Source organism: Monashia sp. HAY1-5C (assembly GCF_056755255.1).
In genome coordinates, this window is the sequence record NZ_JBPGXG010000031.1 from 17,252 (window position 1) to 36,337 (window position 19,086).

A 19,086-nucleotide genomic window follows, 5' to 3' on the forward strand; every position below is an offset into this window, starting at 1 on the left:
GGTGGGGGAGGTTTCCGAGGGAGCGTCGGGCCGTCAGCCACCCTGCTTGTCGGCACTGAGCCACACGTTGGTCGGGTCGTAGTTCTGCATGGCCGGCACGTAGACCCCGCCCTGGACCTGGCTCGCGTGGTAGTTGGCCTGCTTCGGGTTGGTGATGGGGAAGAACGGCGCGTCCTCCATGACCTTGTGGTCCGCCTTGGCCCACAGCGTCGCCGCGCCCTCCTCGGTCGGCGCCTCGGCCGCCTGCGTGATGAGCGCGCTCGCGCCGGGGTCCTCGTAGAGGCCGAAGTTGCTGCCGACCGGTGGGAACGAGGCCGAGCCGGAGAAGAGCGGGTTGAAGAACGACAGCGCCGCGTTGCCGTACCAGTCGGCGCCCCAGCCGGCCACCGCGAGGTCCCAGACACCGCGCTTGGCGACGGAGGGCACCTGCAGGTACTTCGTGTAGAAGTCGGCGTTCGGCGAGGGCACGCCCTGGACGGTGATGCCGGCCTTGGACAGGTCCTGCTGGGCGGTCTGGAACGTCTTGCTGCTGCCCTCCGAGGAGTTGCGGTAGAGCATCTTGAGGGTCAGCCCGTTCGGGTACCCGGCGTCGCTCAGCAACTGCTTGGCCTTGGCCGCGTCGTACGGGTACAGGTCGAAGTTCTGCTCACCGCCGACGATGTCCGAGGGCAGCACGTGGCTCAGCGGTTCGTTGAGGTTCGGTCCACCGATGACCTGGATGATGTTCGCCCGGTTGAGCGCGTACTCGATGGCCTGGCGCACCTTGACGTTCTGCAGCGCCTTGTTCTCGTTCGGCGAGGCCGTGTTGAAGACGATGTACGGGTTGGACGACGCCGACGGCCCGATCGTCAGGTTCGGGTCCTTCTTGGCGATGAGGGCGGGCAGCTGCGAGGGCGGCGGGAAGTTGTCGAACTCCATGTCGGCGCTGGCCGTCCCGGTCTGCAGCTGCTGCTGGGTCGAGTCCTGCGTGACCGTCTCGTTGATGACGATCTTGTCGACGTAGGCCTTGCGGACCGGGTCCGTCGAGCCGTCCCACGCCGGGTTGCGGCTGAACGTGATGTTCTTCGTCGCCGAGTAGCTGTCGATCTGGTAGGGGCCGTCGGACAGGGTGTGCTGGGCCAGCTCCGGGCTAGCCGGCAGGTAGGCGTCCCACTCCTTCGGGGCGGGTGAGAAGGCCGGCAGCGTCAGCATGTCGGGGAAATAGCTGGCCGGGCTGTTCAGGGTGAAGACGACGGTGAGGTCGTCCTTGGCCACGACGCCGGGCAGCGGCGTCTTGTCCATGTACGCGGCGAGGGCGGCCGGCGTGTGGCCGACCTTGGCGAACCCGTCGCAGAAGCTCTGGAACCCGACGATGAGGGTCTCGTAGTCGGGCAGGCCCCCGAAGGGCTGCACCGGGTTGCACGTGCGCTTGACGCCACGCACCATGTCGGCCGCGGTGACCTGCCGGGGCGGGGAGGTGTTCCACTTGGCGCCGGAGCGGATCTTGATCGTGTACGTCTTGCCGTCGGCGCTGATGCCGCTGCCCTGCGTCGGCATGGTCTGCGCGAGGTCGGGCACCGGCTTGGTGGTCTGTCCCTCGACGGCCGGGTAGGTGAACAGCTGTCGGCTCCACATCCGAAGGCCGAGATAGCCGATGGAGTAGTAGCTGATGTTCGGGTCCATGTAGTCGACGTCACCGCTGCCGAGCATGTTGAGCGTTCCGCCCTTGACCGGTGTCGACGACGAGGTGGCGCCGGTCGCGGAGCCACCCGTCCCGCCGCCCGTCGTGCAGGCAGCGAGCGTGAGGCAGCCGGCGGTCACGGCCGCCGCCGCCCCCACGGGCCACGTCCTCTGTGGCATCTCGTTCTCCCTTGGTGTCGGGGTCACCGGCCGTCGGGCCGGTACGGTCGCCCGGGTTGGGGCAGCCGTCGTGGTCACGCTAGGCAGGGTGCGAACCGGCGCCGACTCGCTCGCAGGCGAAGTCACGAGATCGCAAACTGACCGTCACACAAGGCGTCCCGGCGGTCACGGACCCGTTACGGACCCGACACGGACGGGATCTGAGCCCAGGACCGCCGCAGCGGCGGACGTATATTGGCCGTATGGGGCGACGGGTGCTTCTCGTCGAGGACGACGCCCGCGTCAGGCGGGTCCTGCGACTGGCTCTGGAGGACGAGGGTTTCACGGTGCTCGAGGCGGCCGACGGCCGGCAGTGCCTCGAGCGCCTTGCCGAGGGCGCGCCCGACGTCGTTCTGCTCGACCTCATGCTGCCGGACCGCGACGGCTTCTCGGTGTGCCGTGAGGTGCGGCGCGGCAGCGAGGTGCCGGTCATCATGGTCACGGCGCGGACCGACAGCCACGACGTCGTCGCGGGTCTCGAGTCGGGCGCCGACGACTACGTCACCAAGCCCCTCGTGGCCAAGGAGCTCGCGGCCCGGATCCGGGCCCTGCTCAGGCGGACCGAGCCGCTGCTCGGTGGTCGTGCCCCGAGGCAGATCGTCACCGGGGACCTCGTCATCGGCGTCGAGGACGGTCTCGTCACCCTCGCCGGCGAGCCGGTCGGCCTGACCCGCACGGAGTTCCGCCTCCTCGTCGAACTGGCCCAGGCCGAGGGCCGCATCTGCAGCCGCGAGCAGCTGCTCGACCGGGTCTGGGGCTACGACTACTTCGGCGACAGCCGCATCGTCGACGTCCACATCCGGCGTCTGCGCACCAAGGTCGAGCGCGACCCCGCCAACCCCCGGCACGTCGTCACCGCACGGGGCCTGGGCTACCGGCTCGCGGGCTGAGGACGCGACGATGCCTGGGGCACAGCGCGTCTCGCTCCCTCGGCGTCGCCCTGGCCCATGGCGCTCCCTGTCGCTGCGAGCCCGCCTCGAGCTCTCCTTCGGTCTCCTGGCGCTCGCGATCTCCGCTCTGCTGTCGGTCGTCTCGTGGGCGGTGGTCTCGCGCTACCTGCTCGCCCAGCGCGAACAGGTGGCCGTCACCGAGACCTCGCTCGACCGGGCCTCGGTCGAGGTGGCGCTGTCCCGGCCCGGGGCGTCACCGGCATCGGTCGTCAGCGGGCTGCCCACGAACGACGCCGTCGCGTCCGTGGCCTTCGTCGCCGGGCAGTGGTACGGCACCAAGTCACAGCTGGCACCCGGCGCGATCCCGGACTCCCTTCTCGCGTCGACCTCTCGGGGGCAGGGCGCCACGCAGCGGGTGGCCGTCGACGGCGGCCTCTACCTCGTCGTCGGGCTGCCGCTGGAGCGTCCGGGCGACGCCGTGTTCGAGGTGTTCTCGCTCGTCGAGCTCGACCAGACGCTGGTGACCATGGGCTGGGTCCTCGCCTCCGTCGCCGCCGTGACGACCTTCGTCGGCGCGGGCCTGGGGCGGTGGGCCAGCGGCGTCGCCCTGCGACCGCTGACCGAGCTGACGCAGGTGGCCGGTGACGTCGCCGGTGGGCGGCTGGACGCCCGGCTGGCGCCACGCGGAGACCCCGACCTGGACCCGCTCACGGACTCGTTCAACCGGACCGTCAACGAGCTGGAGCACCGGGTGCGGGCCGACTCGCGGTTCGCCCTCGACGTCAGCCACGAGCTGCGGACGCCCCTGACGACGATGCTCAACTCGATGGAGGTCATCACGAACCGGCGGGCCCTGCTCCCGGAGTCGGTGCGCGAGCCGGTCGACCTGCTCGCCGACGACCTCGCCCGTTTCCGCAGCCTCGTCGTCGACCTCCTCGAGATCTCGCGGCACGACGCCGGGGAGGGGCTCGTCCTCGAGCGGGCCGACGTCGGCGACCTCACGCGCCGGGCCGCCGACGCCGCGGCGGGACGCCCGGTGACCCGGGTCGCGGAGCGGGCGGACCTCGTCGGGGCCGTCGACAAGCGGCGGCTCGAGCGCGTCGTGGCCAACCTGGTCGGCAATGCCGAGACCCACGGGGGTGGCTGTCGGTCGGTGACCGTGCAGCGGGTCGGTGACCTCGCGCGCATCGTCGTGGACGACGCCGGCCCCGGGATCCCCGCCGCGGAACGGACCCGGGTCTTCGACCGGTTCGCCCGCGCGGGCGGTGACCCCGGCCAGGGCGTCGGGCTGGGCCTGGCGATCGCGCAGCGCCACGTCGCGGCGCACGGCGGGACGGTCCGCGCCGAGGAGTCACCGGAGGGAGGCGCCCGGCTTGTCGTCGACCTCCCGCTGCGCTGACCACCAACGGGCCTGCCGAGCAACGCGTGCCGACCGCCGGTGGGGTCGACGCGTCGCCGTCACGCTCGTCGCCTGGGCCGCGGCGCTCGTCCCTACGGCCTGCGTCCTCACCCCGCAGGACGAGCCCGTGCCGATCCAGCTGCCGGAGCCCCCACGCCCCGAGCGGGCCAGCAGCACGATGGGCACCGACGCCGTTCCCCTGACGATGCAGGTCTACCTCGTGCACGGTGACCGCCTGCAGCGCGTCACACGGACGGTGCCCTCCGGCGTCGGCATGGGGCCGGTCATGGAGGCGCTGACGCAGCCGCTCAACGAGGTCGAGCTGGCCAACGGGCTGCGCTCGGCGCTGCCGGTCTCGACGCGGTCCCTGGCGGCCGAGCTCACGGCCCAGGGCACCGCCCGCGTCGGCGTCCCCACCGGTTTCGACCGGCTGGCGCTGCGCGACCAGCAGCTCGCCGTCGCGCAGATCGTCTTCACCGTCAGCGCCAACACCCTCGCCAGCGACGTACAGCTCGTGAGCGGCACCCGCGTCGTCCCGGTGCCCGACGCGCGCGGTGCCCTCGTGTCGACACCGGTCGCGCGCTCGGACTACGCCGAGCTGGCGCCGACGCGCTGAACGGGCCGCCCTCAGTGCGAAGGGAGCCCGCGGATGATCGCGAGCTCGTCGTCGCGCTCGAGGCCCGCGCGAGTGCGGGCCCGGTCGAGGCCGAGCTCCTCCTCCCACGCGAGGGCGTCGCGGACCGTGTCCGCCAGCGGCCGCTGCGTGAGGCCGTGGGACCGTGCGGCGGAGGTGTCGCGGTCCTGGAAGCCGAGCCAGTCGGGGTCGTGGAGCCACAGCGGCAGCGAACGCGGCCCCATGTACTCCTCCACGCCCGCCGCGGCAAGGGCCTCGTCACCGGCGGGCACCCGCTCACCGGTGAACCCGGATGCCTCCGCGGCCGCGTCGAGGACCGCACCGAGCGAGGTCGTCGCGCCCGAGGCGTTGAACGCGCCGGTCGTGCCCGTCAGCCCGGCCGACAGCAGCCACGCCGCGAGGTCGTCGACGTGCACCCACTGGACCGGCCGGTCGGCCCGCTCGGGGACGAGGACCGGGCCACCGTCGCGGGCCGCGAGGGCGAACCGCGAAGGCCAGTAGCCGAAGCGCTCGCTCGGGTCACCGGAGCCGACGATGAGCCCCGAGCGGGCCACGAGGGCGGCCCCGTCGCGGGCCTCGAGCACGGCTTGCTCGCAGGCGACCTTGCCCTCGCCGTACTGCTCGGCCGTCGCCTCGTCGGCCTCGAGGGCCGGCAGGAGCGCGGCCGTCTCGTCGGCGGCGTGGTCGGCGTGCGAGGCGTACACCGAGCACGAGCTGACGAACGCCCACGCGTCCGCCCGGTCGGATAGGGCGGCGACCGCGCCGCGCACGTGGCCGGGCTGGCGCGCGACGTCGACGACGAGGTCCCAGCGCGCGTCCGGCAGGGCGGCGTAGGCGTCCGGCTGCGACCGGTCGCCGCGCACCAGCGTGACACCCTCCGGCACCGGGCCCGACCGTCCGCGGGCCAGGCACGTGACGTCGTGGCCGGCCTCCCGGGCGAGGGCGGCGACACGGCCGCCGAGCCAGGAGGTGCCGCCGAGGACGAGGACCGAGGACGCGGGTGAGGTCATGGCGTCAGCACACCACGCGCCAAGCCCCGGTACGTCGAACGCGGCCTGTCCTACGCCGGGGGCGGAACTGGGTGCCTAGAGTTGGTGCATGGAGCGGCGGATCTTCGGGATCGAGAACGAGTACGGCGTCACCTGCACGACGCAGGGCCAGCGGCGGCTCACGCCGGACGAGGTCGCGCGCTACCTGTTCCGACGGGTCGTGGCGTGGGGTCGCTCGAGCAACGTCTTCCTCGGCAACGGCGCCCGCCTGTACCTCGACGTCGGCTCGCACCCGGAGTACGCGACGGCCGAGTGCGACTCGGTCCGCGAGCTCGTCATCCAGGACAAGGCGGGCGAGCGCATCCTCGAGGGCCTCGTCGAGGACGCCCAGAGCCGGCTGCACGACGACGGCGTCGAGGGCGAGATCTTCGTCTTCAAGAACAACACCGACTCGGCCGGCAACTCCTACGGCTGCCACGAGAACTACCTGTTCGGTCGCACGGGCGACTTCCAGCGCGTCTCCGACATGTTCATCCCGTTCCTCATCAGCCGGCAGATCACGTGCGGCGCCGGCAAGGTCGTCGCCACGGCCCACGGCGCGTCGTTCGCGGTGAGCCAGCGCGCAGACCACATCTGGGAGGGCGTGTCGTCGGCGACAACGCGCAGCCGACCCATCATCAACACCCGCGACGAGCCGCATGCCGACGCCGAGCGCTACCGCCGCCTGCACGTCATCGTCGGCGACGCGAACATGTCCGAGACGACCAACCTGCTCAAGGTCGGCAGCGCCGACCTCGTGCTGCGGATGATCGAGGCCGGCGTCGTCATGCGCGACCTGTCGATGGAGAACCCGATCCGGGCGATCCGCACCATGAGCCACGACCCGACGGGCCGCGCCACGGTGCGCCTCGCCAACGGCCGCGAGCTGTCGGCCCTCGACATGCAGCGGGAGTACCTCGACAAGGCCGTCGAGTTCGTCGAGCGCGAGGGCATGGACAGCGCCGACACGAAGCAGGTCCTCGAGCTGTGGGGACGCGCCCTCGACGCGATCGGCGCCGGCGACCTCGGGGCCATCGAGACCGAGATCGACTGGGTCATCAAGTACCGGCTCATCGAGCGGTACCGGGCCAAGCACGGCCTCGGCCTCGGCGACGCCCGCATCCAGCAGCTCGACCTCGCCTACCACGACATCAACCGACGCCGCGGCCTGCACTACCTGCTGCAGCGCCACGGTCGGGCGGCCCGGGTCGCCTCCGACGTCGAGGTGTTCGAGGCCAAGGTGCGCCCGCCGCAGACGACCCGCGCCAAGCTGCGCGGCGACTTCATCCGGGCCGCCCAGGCCCATGGGCGCGACTTCACCGTCGACTGGGTCCACCTCAAGCTCAACGACCAGGCTCAGCGCACGGTGCTCTGCAAGGACCCCTTCCGGTCCGTCGACGAGCGGGTCGAGCGGCTCATGGAGACCATCGAGCGCTCCCCGGTGGTGCAGCGGCCGCTCTGAGGCGGGCACACCGACCTGTCAGGACGCTGTGGGCGCGGCCCAGCGGGCGGCGTTACAGTGGCCGGGTTTGCCGCCCCTCCGACCGGCACCTGCCCCGCAGACCTACCGCCAGACCCGAACGGAAGACACCCCTGTGCGTTCCCACCGACACGCGGCCCGTACCGCCGCCGTCCTCGCCCTCGCCCTGGGCGCCACCACCCTGACCGCGTGCGGCTCGCAGTCCGGCGCCGGCGGGCAGAGCACCGCGTCGACGAGCACCGCGTCGACGAGCGCCGCGTCGGTCGCCCTCAAGGGCGTCACGGCCTCCGGCCCCGTCGACCTCAAGACCGCTCCCAAGGTCAGCCTCGGCGCGACGCCGATCAAGAGCACGACCGTCGAGCACAAGGTCCTGACGCCGGGCACCGGCGCGGCCGCGACAAGGTCGGACACCGTCCTGCTGCGCGCCCGCATCTACAACGGGACGAGCGGGAAGCTGCTCGACGACGGCTATGCCAAGGGCCGGCCCGTGGAGGGCTACCGCCTCGGGCGCACCGACATCGTCGCGGGGTTCACCGAGGGGCTCGTCGGCGCCACGAAGGGTGGCCGCATCGCCTTCACCATCCCGCCGGCCAAGGGTTTCGGGTCGGCCGGCAACCAGCAGCTCGGCGTCTCGGGCACCGACACGATCGTCGTCGTCGCCGACATCTCCGACGTGCACCAGAGCCCGACGAAGATCGATGGCACGCAGGCGGCCAGCCCGGCCGGCCTGCCGACGGTGGCCTTCCCGAGCGGCACCGCCAAGGAGCCCAAGGTCACGGTCCCGAAGACGGCGGCGCCCACGACGCTGCAGCAGGCGACGCTGGTCGAGGGCAGCGGCCCGGTCGTCAGGAAGGGCCAGACGATCGCCGCGCAGTACCACGGCGTGCTCTGGAAGGACGGGAGCGTCTTCGACTCCTCGTGGCAGCGCGGCCAGGCGGCCGACTTCCCGATCGGTGTCGGCGCGGTCATCCCCGGCTGGGACAAGGCGCTCGTCGGCAAGAAGGTCGGCAGCCGGGTCCTCGTCGTCATCCCGCCCGCCGACGGCTACGGCAAGGCCGGCGCGCCGCCGAAGATCTCGGGGACCGACACCCTCGTCTTCGTCGTCGACATCCTCGACGCCTACTGAGGGCTACCACCGGGCAGGCCCGACGACGGCCCGCCCGGCTGACACACTGGACGACCGACCGATACGACACGACACGACACGACACCTGAGGAAGAGGAACGCAGCATGGCACTCGACCCCGACCGCACCAAGCCGGAGATCGACTTCCCCGAGGGCGAGCCGCCGGCCGACCTCGTCGTCGAGGACCTCATCGAGGGGCAGGGCCGCGAGGCCAGGGCCGGTGACACGGTCAGCGCCCACTACGTCGGCGTCGCGCACTCGACGGGGGAGGAGTTCGACTCGTCGTGGAACCGTGGCGCGCCGCTCGACTTCCGTCTCGGCGTCGGCATGGTCATCCCCGGCTGGGACAAGGGCATCCAGGGCATGAAGGTCGGGGGACGGCGCAGGCTGACGATCCCGGCCCACCTGGCCTACGGCGAGCGCGGCGCGGGCGCGGCCATCGCGCCGGGCGAGACGCTGATCTTCGTCGTCGACCTCGACGACGTGCGGTAACACTGGCTCGGTGACACTGGCTCGCTCCGCTCGTGTGGGGTGCGGCGCGCTCACGTACTGCCCCGGGAACCGGGACAGTGCGTGAGGGAAGGCGCTCGGCTCATGTCCCGCCTTCCCTCCTCGGCTCGCTCGCTGCGCTCGCATCGCTCGTCAGCCCAGGCGTGACGCGCGCGGTGACACTGGCTCGCTCCGCTCGTGTGGGGTGCGGCGCGCTCACGTACTGCCCCGGAAACCGGGGCAGTACGTGAGGGAAGGCGCTCGGCTCATGTCCCGCCTTCCCTCCTCGGCTCGCTCGCTGTGCTCGCGTCGCTCGTCAGTCCAGGCGTGACGCGCGCCGAACCGCCAGACCGGCGGCGTAGCGTCCTGCGACGGCCGCGGCGAGGAAGCCGGCGCGGTCGTCGTCGTAGCCGCGACCCATGGTGCGCAGCGGCACCGGCGTCCGGCGCAGGACCTCCTCGAGCCCGTCCACGGGGACCTCGTGGGCGGTGAGCCGCCCGCCGGACGCGTCGCACAGGTCGCGCGCTTCGGTACGCACCCGCTCGCCGAAGACCCCGCCGAGGAGCGGGACGGCGACGTCCGCGGGCACGAGGGCGACGCGTCCGTAGGCGGTGCGGCTGTGGTGGGAGATCCCGACGTGGCGCTCGCGCGGGTCGGCCTCGGAGATCCGGAGGGCACACACCGGGCGCCCGCCGAGGGTGCCGGTCGCGTTGACGGCCTCGCCGGCGGACGTGCCGGAGAAGCCCCACCGGGTGCCGGTGCCGAGGTTGCCCGGGCCCTGGGCGACCACGACGACGTCGGCCCCGGCGACGAGCCTTGCCGCCAGCAGCCCGCTGTGGACGTTGACGGCCTCGAGGTCGCCGCCCCAGGCCTGCCCCACCGTGACCGACGCGGCGAGCCAGCCCGCCTCGCGCAGGCCCGCCACGGTGCGGGAGAAGTCGAGGGGGAGCGCACCGCCGTCGGTCATGACGTAGGCGACGCGCAGCGTCCGGTCGGTCTCGCGCAGGCCCGCGAGCACGGCCGGCAGGCTGGAGTGCAGGTCGGCGACGACGACGGGCAGCCCCGCGAGGTCGTCCGCGTCGCGCAGGAGGGCGTGGTGGGGGCTGTCCTGCTCGTCGACGCCGAGCACCATCGTCTGGCTCGGGGTGTAGCGGGCCTTGACGAGGTGCCCGGGCACGCCTCGCACGTCGTCGACCGGTGCGGGCAGCGTGTCGGGCGCCGCGACGACGAGAGCGAGCCCGCCCGTGCCGAGGCCCCGCTCGAGGGCGGTCGTGTTGAGCAGGACACCGGTGCCGGGCCCGAGGACCCCCACGGTGTCGGCGTAGCCGAGGGCCCGGACCTCCTCGCCGGAGTCGAGCCGGACCGCGTACTCGACCGCCCCCGCCCAGCGGGCCCGGACGTGCGCCACGACACCCCGGCGCCACTGGATCATGGGTGAACCCTATCGATCGCATGTTCGGGTAGCGTCGGACTGCCCGCCGCCCAGCCGCTCACACGAAAGGTCGACGATGTCCGCGTCCGCCTCGGCCGAGAAGACCGAACGGCTGCTCAACCTCATCCTCGCGCTCAAGTCCGCCCGCCGGCCGGTGTCGAAGCAGCGGATCCGCGAGTCCCTGCCTGCGTACGCCCAGGCGAGCTCCGACGAGGCGTTCGACCGGATGTTCGAGCGCGACAAGGACGAGCTGCGCGAGATGGGCATCCCCATCACGACGACCGTCATCGACGTCCTCTTCGACGACGAGGTCGGGTACCGCATCGACTCCGGCGAGACCTCGCTGCCGGCGATCGCCTTCGAGCCGGACGAGGTCGCTGCCCTCGCGCTGGCGGCTCGCGCGTGGTCGACGGCGAGCATCTCCGGGGCCGCGTCCGCGGGGCTTCGCAAGCTGCGGCTGGCCGGCGTCGAGATCGACGAGTCCGTGGCCGCCGGCGTCGAGCCGCGGATCCGCACCAAGGAGCCGGCGTTCGAGGCGGTGCACGCCGCCCTCACGGCCCTGCAGCCGATCGTCTTCGACTACCGCAAGAACGACGGCTCGGTGACGACCCGGCACGTCCAGCCCTGGGCGCTGAAGAACTGGCACGGCCGCTGGTACCTGACCGGTTTCGACGTCGACCGCGCGGACGAGCGCGCCTTCCGGCTCAGCCGGGTCGAGGGTCCGGTGCGCCGCAAGGGCAGAGCCGGCTCCTACACCGTGCCCGCCGACCACGTGCCCGAGGTGGCCCTCGAGGGGCAGCCGGCCGAACCGGAGGGCACCGCGGTGGTGCGGCTGCGCACCGGCCGGGGCCACACGCTGCGCCGGCACGCCGAACGGACCACCGAGCTCGGCGGACGCTGGGACGAGGTCGAGGTGCCCTACCGCCGCGGCGTCACCGACCGTGACGTCGTCGCCCTCGGTGTCGACGCCGTCGCCGTGTCGCCGCCCGAGCTCGTCGACGCGGTCCGGGCCACGCTCAGGGCGGCCGCCGCGGCCAATGGGCGCACCGGCGCACGGACCCGGGATGCGGCGCTCGGCGACCTGGCGGATGTGGCGAACCAGGGGGACCAGCGATGACCGACACCCGACGGACGACCGCCCGCCGCCCCCAGGAGACCGCCACGCAGCGCCTGGGCCGCCTGCTCGACATGGTGCCGTGGTTGCTGCAGCACCGCGGCGTGCCGATCTCCGAGGCCGCCGACGAGTTCGGGGTCACCGAGGAGCAGGTCGTCGACGACCTCCAGCTTCTGTTCCTCTGCGGCACGCCCGGCTACGGCCACTCGGAGCTCATCGACGCCGACTGGGACAGCGGCCACATCTACCTGGACAACGCCGACGACATCGCCGCGCCGATGCGCCTGACGCGCGACGAGGCCATCACGCTGACCGCCGGCCTGCAGGCCCTCGGGTCGAGCATCGTCGGGTCGGACGTCGCCGAGCGGACCCTCGACAAGCTGCGCCGCGCGGTCGCGACGACGGCCGGTGACCCGGCGGGCCGCATCGCGCTCGACCTCGACGACGGCAGCCAGCACGAGGCGATGGCCCCGCTCAAGGACGCCTTCGCCCGCGGCCGGCGCGTCCACCTGCGGTACTACGTCGCGACGCGCGACGAGAGCACCGAGCGCGACGTCGACATCATGCGCATCGTCAACCTCGACGCCCAGTGGTACGTCGAGGGCTGGTGCCACCGGGCCGAGGCCGTGCGCCTCTTCCGGCTCGACCGCATCGAGTCGGTCGAGGTCCTCGACGTCGACGGCACGCCGCCCGAGCAGGCACGGCCCCGCGACCTCGACGACGTGTTCGTCCCGGGCGAGAACGACCTCACGGTCGTCCTCGAGGCGACCCGGTGGGCGGCCTGGATCGCCGACTACTACCCGAACGAGGGGGTCGAGCGCCTCCCCGACGGCTCGCTGCGCGTCACGCTCAAGGTCGCCGACCCTGCGCTCGTGCAGCGGCTCGTGCTCCGGCTCGGCGGCGACGTGCGCGTCGTGTCGCCGTCGGGGCTCGCCGACGCCGTCGCCGAGGAGGCCCGCGCCGCGCTGGCCGGCTACGAGACCCCGGGCTGAGGCTGCGGTCCCGAGCGGGCCCACATCGTGGGCACACCTGCGTCGACGGGTCGGCGTCCGGGCCGCGCACGTATGCTGGTCACCTGCAGCGCCGATGCTGCGCCTGACGGCCCGATCACCCGGGCCGGCCTTCGACGAGGAGTAGACACCATGCCCAACCTGGGTGCCCCCGAACTCATCATCATCGCGATCGTGCTCATCGCCCTGTTCGGATGGAAGAAGCTCCCCGACATGGCCCGCAGCCTCGGCCGGTCGGCGCGCGTCTTCAAGTCGGAGGTCGACGAGCTGAAGAAGGACGGCAAGTCCAGCGAGGCCTCCCGGACCACCGTCCCGGGTGAGGCCGTCGACGCCGACGCCGAGCGACGCGCCGCCGAGGCCCGGCTGGCCGAGGCCGAGCGACGCGCCGCCGAGGCCCGCGCCGAGGCCGACCGACTCCGGGCCGCCTCGGGGGGCGGCACCACGAGCCCCGCGGGCGGCGCGGGTGCGGCCAGCACGCCGGACGCGACCTCCGACGTCCGCCGCGACACGACGCTCTGAGCGGTGTTCGGCACCACCACACTGTTCGAGCCCGTCCCGTTCCGGCGGCCCTGAATGCCATCGCTGCTCCGCAAGCGCAACCCCGAGGGGCGGATGTCCCTCGGCGACCACCTCCGTGAGCTGCGCAACCGCCTCGTCATCAGCGCGACGGCGATCGTCGTCGGCGGCGTCGTCGGGTGGATCTACTACGAGCGGGTCATCGACGCCCTGACCAAGCCGCTCAAGGACCTCGCGGCCGAACGGCACAGCGTCGTCAACATCAACTTCGCCGGGATGACCGACGCCTTCGCCCTGCAGCTGACGACGTCGCTGTTCGTCGGTCTCATCCTGGCCTCGCCGGTGTGGCTCATGCAGATCTGGGGCTTCATCGTCCCCGGCCTGACGAAAAAGGAGCGGCTCGTCGCGCGGCTGTTCGTCGTCGCCGCGGTGCCGCTGTTCCTCACCGGGTGCTTCTTCGCGTTCGTCATGGTGCCCAAGGCCGTCGCGGTGCTGCTCGGGTTCACGCCCGAGGGGGCCTACAACCTCCAGGACGGCTCGCAGTACCTCAACTTCGTCCTCAAGTTCATCGTCGCCTTCGGGTGCGCGTTCCTGCTGCCCGTCTTCCTCGTGGCGCTCAACCTCGTCGGTGTGCTGCCGGCGCGCACGATGCTCAAGGGCTGGCGGCCCGCGGTCATGATCATCTTCGTCTTCGCCGCGGTCATGACCCCCACGCCCGACGCGTACACGATGCTCTTCCTCGCCACGCCGATGATCGCGCTCTACTTCGCGTCCGTGGGGCTGGCCTTCCTCTTCGACCGGCGCAAGGAGGCCGACCGGCCGGACTGGCTGGAGGTCGCGGACGACCAGGCCTCCGCCCTGTAGCGTTCGGCTGTGCCCGACCGCGTCGCCCTCGTCGTCAACCCCACGTCCGGCAAGGGGGCCGGCGTCGCCCTCGGGGAGCAGACGCGTCGGCTGCTCCTCGCCGCGGGCCACGACGTCACTGAGGTGTCCGGCCCCGATTACGGGCAGGCGCGGGCCCGGGCCCTGCAGGCCGTGGCGGACGGCGTCGACACCCTCGTCGTCGTCGGAGGTGACGGCATGGTCCACCTCGGCGTCAACCTGTGCGCTGCCTCGTCGACCCGGCTCGCCGTCGTCGCCGCAGGCACCGGGAACGACTTCGCGCGCAACCTGGGTCTGCCGGTACGCGACCCCGTGGCCGCGGTGGAGCTGCTCGTCAGCGGTCGGACGCGACACGTCGACCTCGGCCGGGCCAGTCACGGCGTCGCGGGGGAGCGATGGTTCGGCGGCGTCCTCGGGGCCGGGTTCGACGCGGTCGTCAACGAGCGCGCGCGGCGCATGACGTGGCCGGGGGGACAGCTGCGCTACACCCTCGCCGTGCTGCGTGAGCTGCCCGTCTTCCGGGCGATCCCCTACGTCGTGGACGTCGACGGGCAGCGCATCCAGACGCGTGCGATGTTGGTGACCGTGGCCAACACGACCTCGTTCGGCGGCGGCATGAAGGTGAGCCCGGACGCCGACGTCGCCGACGGGCTACTCAACGTCATGGTCGTCCACGAGCTGTCGGTCCCGGCGTTCCTGCGCGTCTTCCCCTCCGTGTACTCGGGCCGGCACGTCACCCATCCGGCCGTGCAGCTGCTGCGTGGCCGTCGCATCCGCCTCGAGGCGTCCGGGATCCCGTCGCAGGCCGACGGTGAGGCGTTCGCCGACCTGCCCGTCGAGATCGAGGTGGTGCCCGGCGCCCTCGCGGTCGTCGTGGCCGGGCCGCGGGTAGGGGAGGCGGCGTGATCCCGACCTGGCCGCAGCTCGCGGCGTTCACGTCCGAGCTGGACTTCCCGCTCGACGACTTCCAGACCGAGGCGTGCCGAGCCGTCGAGGAGGGACGCGGTGTCCTCGTGGCGGCCCCCACCGGCGCGGGCAAGACCGTCGTGGGCGAGTTCGCCGTCCACCTGGCCCTCGCCACCGGCCGCAAGGCGTTCTACACGACGCCGATAAAGGCGCTGTCCAACCAGAAGTACGCCGACCTCGTCCGGCGCTACGGCGCCGACAAGGTCGGGCTGCTCACCGGCGACTCGTCGGTCAACGGTGAGGCACCCGTCGTGGTCATGACCACCGAGGTGCTGCGCAACATGATGTACGCCGGGTCCGCGACGCTGCGTGGGCTGGGCTGGGTCGTCATGGACGAGGTCCACTACCTGGCGGACCGGTTCCGGGGTGCCGTGTGGGAGGAGGTCATCATCCACCTGCCGGCGGACGTCAGCGTCGTCTCGCTGTCGGCCACCGTGAGCAACGCCGAGGAGTTCGGCGCGTGGCTCGGCGAGGTCCGCGGGGACACCGAGGTCATCGTGTCCGAGCACCGCCCGGTGCCGCTGTGGCAGCACATGATGGTCGGCCAGACCCTCTTCGACCTCTTCGTCGAGGAGGAGGTGTCCGCGTCGGGCCCCACCGTCGAGGTGGGGGTCAACCCCGACCTCGTCCACGCCATCCGCGGCACCGAGCAGCGCGGCGCCTGGGACAGCCACTGGGTCAGCAACCGGGGCGGCCGCGCCAAGGGCCGCCCGGGAAGAGGCGGCCGCAACGGGCGCGACGGGCGCGACGACTGGGCCGGCCGGGGACGGCGCGGCAACGGGCGGGGGCCGGGCGGTGGCGAGGGCGGCAACGGGTTCGCCCGGGGTGGCCGGCCGGGCGGAGGTGCCACGCGCGCGGAGGTCGTGACCCGCCTCGAGCGCGAGGGTCTGCTGCCGGCGATCACCTTCATCTTCAGCCGGGCCGGCTGCGAGGCCGCGGTCGGCCAGCTGCTGGCCGGGGGCCTGCGTCTCATCCCCGAGGCCGACGGCGAGCGCAACCGCCGCGTCGTCGAGGAGCGCGTCGCGGGGCTGGCCGACGAGGACCTCTCGGTGCTCGGCTACTGGGACTTCGTCGACGGCATCTCGCGCGGCTTCGCTGCCCACCACGCCGGCATGCTCCCGACCTTCCGCGAGGTCGTCGAGGAGCTGTTCACGCAGGGCCGCATCCGGGCCGTGTTCGCCACCGAGACGCTCGCCCTGGGGATCAACATGCCGGCCAGGACCGTCGTCCTCGAGCGACTGGTCAAGTTCAACGGGGAGAACCACGTCGACATCTCGCCGGCCGAGTACACCCAGCTGACGGGTCGTGCCGGGCGCCGCGGCATCGACATCGAGGGCCATGCGGTCGTGCTGTGGAACCGCGGCCTCGACCCGGCGGCCGTCGCCGGTCTCGCCTCGACCCGCACCTACCCGCTGCGCTCGAGCTTCCGGCCCACGTACAACATGGCGGTCAACCTCGTGCGCCAGTTCGGCCGCGACACCGCCCGAACGGTCCTCGAGACCTCGTTCGCCCAGTTCCAGGCCGACCGCGCGGTCGTCGGGTTCGTGCGCACGGTCCGCCGCAACGAGGAGGCGCTCGCCGGGTACGCCGAGTCGATGGCCTGCCACCTCGGCGACTTCACCGAGTACGCCGCCATGCGCGAGGAGATCCGCAGCCTGGAGAAGGAGGGCGCCAAGCGCCGGTCCGCCTCCATGCGGGCAGCCGCCGCGATCTCGCTGGAGAGCCTCAAGATCGGCGACATCGTCCGTATCCCCGCGGGCCGGCACACGGGCCTGGCCGTCGTCGTCATGCCGAACCGTGGCGGCAAGGGTGACCCCGCCTCGCCCTCTGTCGTCACCGAGGACCACCACCTGCGTCGCCTGACCCTGCACGACGTGCCGACGCCCATCGAGCCCCTGGGCACGATGCGGGTTCCCAAGCAGTTCAACGCCAAGAACCCCAAGGCGCGCCGTGACCTCGCCGCGACCCTGCGCGCCACCGTCCCGTACGACCCGCCCCGGCGCGGCGGGTCCGAGCCGTCCCAGGACCCGACGGACGCCCGCATCGAGGAGCTGCTGCGGGCGCTGCGGCACCACCCCTGCCACCGGTGCCCGGACCGCGAGCAGCACGCGCGGTGGGCCGAGCGGTACTTCCGCCTCAGGCGCGAGACCGAGGGTCTGCAGCGCAAGATCGACGGCCGGACCAACTCGGTGGCCAAGACCTTCGACCGCATCTGCGACCTGCTCGGCGAGATGGGCTACCTCGCCGACGGCGGGACGCGGGTCACCGGTGACGGCGACCGGCTGGGCCGCCTCTACACCGAGAAGGACCTCCTCGCCGCCGAGTCGCTGCGCGAGGGCCTGTGGCGTCGGCTCGACCCGCCGTCGCTCGCCGCGGTCGTGTCGACGCTCGTGCACGAGCCGCGGCGCGAGGACGGCGGGCTGACACCGCGGTGGCCCAACGACGAGGTTCGCGAGGCCTACGACCGCATGGTCCGCATCTGGTCCGACCTCGAGGACGCCGAGGGCGCCCTCGCGCTGCCCCGCACGGCGATGCCGGACGCCGGCATCGCGTGGGCGGTCCACCGGTGGGCGAGCGGCCAGCGGCTCGAGGACGTCCTGCGCGGCACCGACCTCGCCGCTGGTGACTTCGTCCGCCGGTGCAAGCAGGTCGTCGACCTGCTCGGGCAGCTCACGGACGCCGGTGACCCGGTCCTGCAGGAGACCGCGCGACGCGCGTCCGACGGCGTGCTCCGCGGCGTCGTCGCCGCCGACCGCATCGACTGACGCCCGCCGCCCGCATGGTCTCGCCGAGGCGGGGGAGCGGCACCAGGCCCGCTGTCGAGTCGTCGTCTGCCGGTGCCGTCGGCTAGGCTGGTGGGACCGTCGACGTTTTTGGTGCTGTGCTCGCACGCTCGCAAGGACCGAACAGCGAGCGCGCCTCTTCTCAGGTCTCTGGGGTCGTGCGTTTGTGGCGACACGGAGCCCTCGTCCGAGCGGCTCCGACCTCCAACCTGAAGGAGCCAGACATGGCACAGGGAACTGTCAAGTGGTTCAACGCGGAGAAGGGCTTCGGCTTCATCGCTCCGACCGAGGGCCCGGACGTCTTCGTCCACTACTCCGAGATCACCGGCAACGGCTACCGGAGCCTCGAGGAGAACCAGGCCGTCGAGTTCGACGTCGAGCAGGGCCCCAAGGGCCCGCAGGCGATGCGCGTCCGCGCTCTCTGACGCCGCGGCCCGTCGGGCCGTCACGAGGAGGTCGGTCCCGTCCGGGACCGACCTCTTCGCGTACCGGAGCCCGGGTCAGCGGATGCCGAGGGCGGTGACGACGCGGTCGAAGGACGACGTCAGGCCGTGCTCGAGGGCCAGGCGCGACATCAGCGCGGGGTCGGCGACCGCGGTCGGCAGGGCGAGGTCGACGTCGGGCAGCGGGGCGTCGCGGACCACCTCGACCACGCGTGGCGCGGCGTCGAGGTACTGGCCGGCGGCCTCGAGCCTGGCCCGCTGGGCGCCCTTGAGCGCCGGGTCGCCCCCGTCGATCGCCGCGCGCAGCCCCTCCAGCGTCCCGTAGGTCGTGATGAGCTTGGCGGCCGTCTTCTCACCGATGCCGGCGACGCCCGGCAGGCCGTCGCTCGTGTCGCCCCGCAGGGCCGCCATGTCGGCGTAGGCGCGTCCGTTCGCGACGCCGTACTTCTCGGCGATGAACGCCTGGTCGACGAAGTCGGGGGCGCGGACCCCGCCCCGGGCGGTGTAGACGACGCGCACGCCGTTGGCGTCGTCGACGAGCTGGAACAGGTCGCGGTCGCCGGTGACGATGTCGATGGGCATCCGCCCGGACCATGTGGTGGCCAGCGTGCCGATGACGTCGTCGGCCTCGTGCCCGTCGACTCCGACGCGGGCCAGGCCGAGGGCGCGCAGGGCGTCGACGATGATCGGCACCTGGACGGTGAGGGCCTCGGGCGCCTCCTCGCCGTTCAGCTCGTTCTCGCCGCGGGCGGCCACGCGGTGCGCCTTGTACGACGGGATGGCCGCGACGCGGAAGGCCGGCCGCCAGTCGTTGTCCCAGCAGGCGGCCAGGTGGGTGGGGTGGGCGCGCTCGACGAGGGAGGCGATCATGTCGAGGAGTCCGCGAACCGCGTTGGTCGGGGTGCCGCTCGGGCCGATCACCTCGGGAACGCCGAAGAAGGCCCGGAAATACAGCGAGGCCGAGTCGAGGAGCATGAGCCTGTCTCTTATACACATCTGACGCTGCCGACGACGGA

At 72.6% G+C, this 19,086-nt stretch carries 17 protein-coding genes; 13 read left to right on the top strand and 4 right to left on the bottom strand.

The window, feature by feature from the left end; translation table 11 throughout:
- Positions 1–33 precede the first annotated feature (33 nt).
- Positions 34–1,839, bottom strand: a complete 1,806-nt coding sequence (locus tag ACR9ZK_RS07040; protein WP_481341179.1) for an ABC transporter substrate-binding protein — start codon at positions 1,837–1,839, stop codon at positions 34–36.
- A gap of 242 nt (positions 1,840–2,081) precedes the next feature.
- Between ACR9ZK_RS07040 and ACR9ZK_RS07045 the strand changes: the two genes are divergently transcribed.
- Genes ACR9ZK_RS07045 through ACR9ZK_RS07055 form a run of 3 tightly spaced genes read left to right on the top strand, consistent with a single transcriptional unit; the run spans position 2,082 to position 4,783 of the window.
- Positions 2,082–2,768, top strand: a complete 687-nt coding sequence (locus ACR9ZK_RS07045) for a response regulator (RefSeq protein ID WP_481341180.1) — start codon at positions 2,082–2,084, stop codon at positions 2,766–2,768.
- A 10-nt stretch (positions 2,769–2,778) separates the two neighbouring features.
- Positions 2,779–4,167: a HAMP domain-containing sensor histidine kinase gene (locus tag ACR9ZK_RS07050; RefSeq protein WP_481341181.1), complete on the top strand. Its 1,389-nt coding sequence runs from the start codon at positions 2,779–2,781 to the stop codon at positions 4,165–4,167.
- On the top strand, positions 4,142–4,783 hold the full coding sequence (locus tag ACR9ZK_RS07055) for a GerMN domain-containing protein (protein ID WP_481341182.1): 642 nt from the start codon (positions 4,142–4,144) through the stop codon (positions 4,781–4,783). The genes ACR9ZK_RS07050 and ACR9ZK_RS07055 overlap by 26 nt, the downstream gene beginning before the upstream one ends.
- 11 nt (positions 4,784–4,794) lie before the next feature.
- Here the strand turns inward: ACR9ZK_RS07055 and ACR9ZK_RS07060 are convergent, their stop codons facing one another.
- Complete coding sequence (locus ACR9ZK_RS07060; protein ID WP_481341183.1) at positions 4,795–5,811, bottom strand: NAD-dependent epimerase/dehydratase family protein; 1,017 nt, start codon at positions 5,809–5,811, stop codon at positions 4,795–4,797.
- Between the two features lie 88 nt (positions 5,812–5,899).
- On the opposite strand from ACR9ZK_RS07060, the gene pafA reads away from it, so the two are divergent.
- The 3 genes from pafA to ACR9ZK_RS07075 all read left to right on the top strand — a co-directional run bounded on the left by pafA (position 5,900) and on the right by ACR9ZK_RS07075 (position 8,927).
- Positions 5,900–7,291 (top strand): Pup--protein ligase, encoded by a 1,392-nt coding sequence (gene pafA, locus ACR9ZK_RS07065; RefSeq protein ID WP_481341184.1) that lies wholly within the window; start codon positions 5,900–5,902, stop codon positions 7,289–7,291.
- Positions 7,292–7,424: 133 nt separating this feature from the next.
- A complete protein-coding gene (locus tag ACR9ZK_RS07070; protein WP_481341185.1) occupies positions 7,425–8,435 on the top strand; it encodes an FKBP-type peptidyl-prolyl cis-trans isomerase in 1,011 nt (336 codons plus the stop codon).
- A 105-nt stretch (positions 8,436–8,540) separates the two neighbouring features.
- A complete protein-coding gene (locus ACR9ZK_RS07075; RefSeq protein WP_481341186.1) occupies positions 8,541–8,927 on the top strand; it encodes an FKBP-type peptidyl-prolyl cis-trans isomerase in 387 nt (128 codons plus the stop codon).
- Between the two features lie 313 nt (positions 8,928–9,240).
- Here the strand turns inward: ACR9ZK_RS07075 and ACR9ZK_RS07080 are convergent, their stop codons facing one another.
- Positions 9,241–10,356: a DUF3866 family protein gene (locus tag ACR9ZK_RS07080; protein ID WP_481341187.1), complete on the bottom strand. Its 1,116-nt coding sequence runs from the start codon at positions 10,354–10,356 to the stop codon at positions 9,241–9,243.
- 76 nt (positions 10,357–10,432) lie between these two features.
- On the opposite strand from ACR9ZK_RS07080, the gene ACR9ZK_RS07085 reads away from it, so the two are divergent.
- The 7 genes from ACR9ZK_RS07085 to ACR9ZK_RS07115 all read left to right on the top strand — a co-directional run bounded on the left by ACR9ZK_RS07085 (position 10,433) and on the right by ACR9ZK_RS07115 (position 18,052).
- Complete coding sequence (locus tag ACR9ZK_RS07085) at positions 10,433–11,473, top strand: helix-turn-helix transcriptional regulator (RefSeq protein WP_481341188.1); 1,041 nt, start codon at positions 10,433–10,435, stop codon at positions 11,471–11,473.
- Positions 11,470–12,462, top strand: coding sequence for a helix-turn-helix transcriptional regulator (locus ACR9ZK_RS07090; protein WP_481341189.1), 993 nt, complete (start codon positions 11,470–11,472; stop codon positions 12,460–12,462). The genes ACR9ZK_RS07085 and ACR9ZK_RS07090 overlap by 4 nt, the downstream gene beginning before the upstream one ends.
- Positions 12,463–12,612: 150 nt before the next feature.
- Positions 12,613–12,999, top strand: a complete 387-nt coding sequence (tatA, locus tag ACR9ZK_RS07095; RefSeq protein WP_481341190.1) for a Sec-independent protein translocase subunit TatA — start codon at positions 12,613–12,615, stop codon at positions 12,997–12,999.
- A gap of 54 nt (positions 13,000–13,053) precedes the next feature.
- Complete coding sequence (gene tatC / locus ACR9ZK_RS07100) at positions 13,054–13,860, top strand: twin-arginine translocase subunit TatC (protein ID WP_481341191.1); 807 nt, start codon at positions 13,054–13,056, stop codon at positions 13,858–13,860.
- Positions 13,861–13,869: 9 nt separating this feature from the next.
- The gene (locus tag ACR9ZK_RS07105; RefSeq protein WP_481341192.1) at positions 13,870–14,784 is read left to right on the top strand and encodes a diacylglycerol/lipid kinase family protein; all 915 of its coding nucleotides are present in this window, start codon (positions 13,870–13,872) and stop codon (positions 14,782–14,784) included.
- On the top strand, positions 14,781–17,609 hold the full coding sequence (locus tag ACR9ZK_RS07110; RefSeq protein ID WP_481341193.1) for a DEAD/DEAH box helicase: 2,829 nt from the start codon (positions 14,781–14,783) through the stop codon (positions 17,607–17,609). The genes ACR9ZK_RS07105 and ACR9ZK_RS07110 overlap by 4 nt, the downstream gene beginning before the upstream one ends.
- A gap of 242 nt (positions 17,610–17,851) precedes the next feature.
- On the top strand, positions 17,852–18,052 hold the full coding sequence (locus tag ACR9ZK_RS07115) for a cold-shock protein (protein WP_481341194.1): 201 nt from the start codon (positions 17,852–17,854) through the stop codon (positions 18,050–18,052).
- A 75-nt stretch (positions 18,053–18,127) separates the two neighbouring features.
- On the opposite strand, the gene ACR9ZK_RS07120 is transcribed toward ACR9ZK_RS07115, so the two are convergent.
- Positions 18,128–19,066 carry a 5'-3' exonuclease gene (locus ACR9ZK_RS07120; protein ID WP_481341196.1) on the bottom strand — a complete coding sequence of 313 codons (939 nt, stop codon included), beginning with the start codon at positions 19,064–19,066 and terminating at the stop codon, positions 18,128–18,130.
- Between the last annotated feature and the right edge of the window lie 20 nt (positions 19,067–19,086).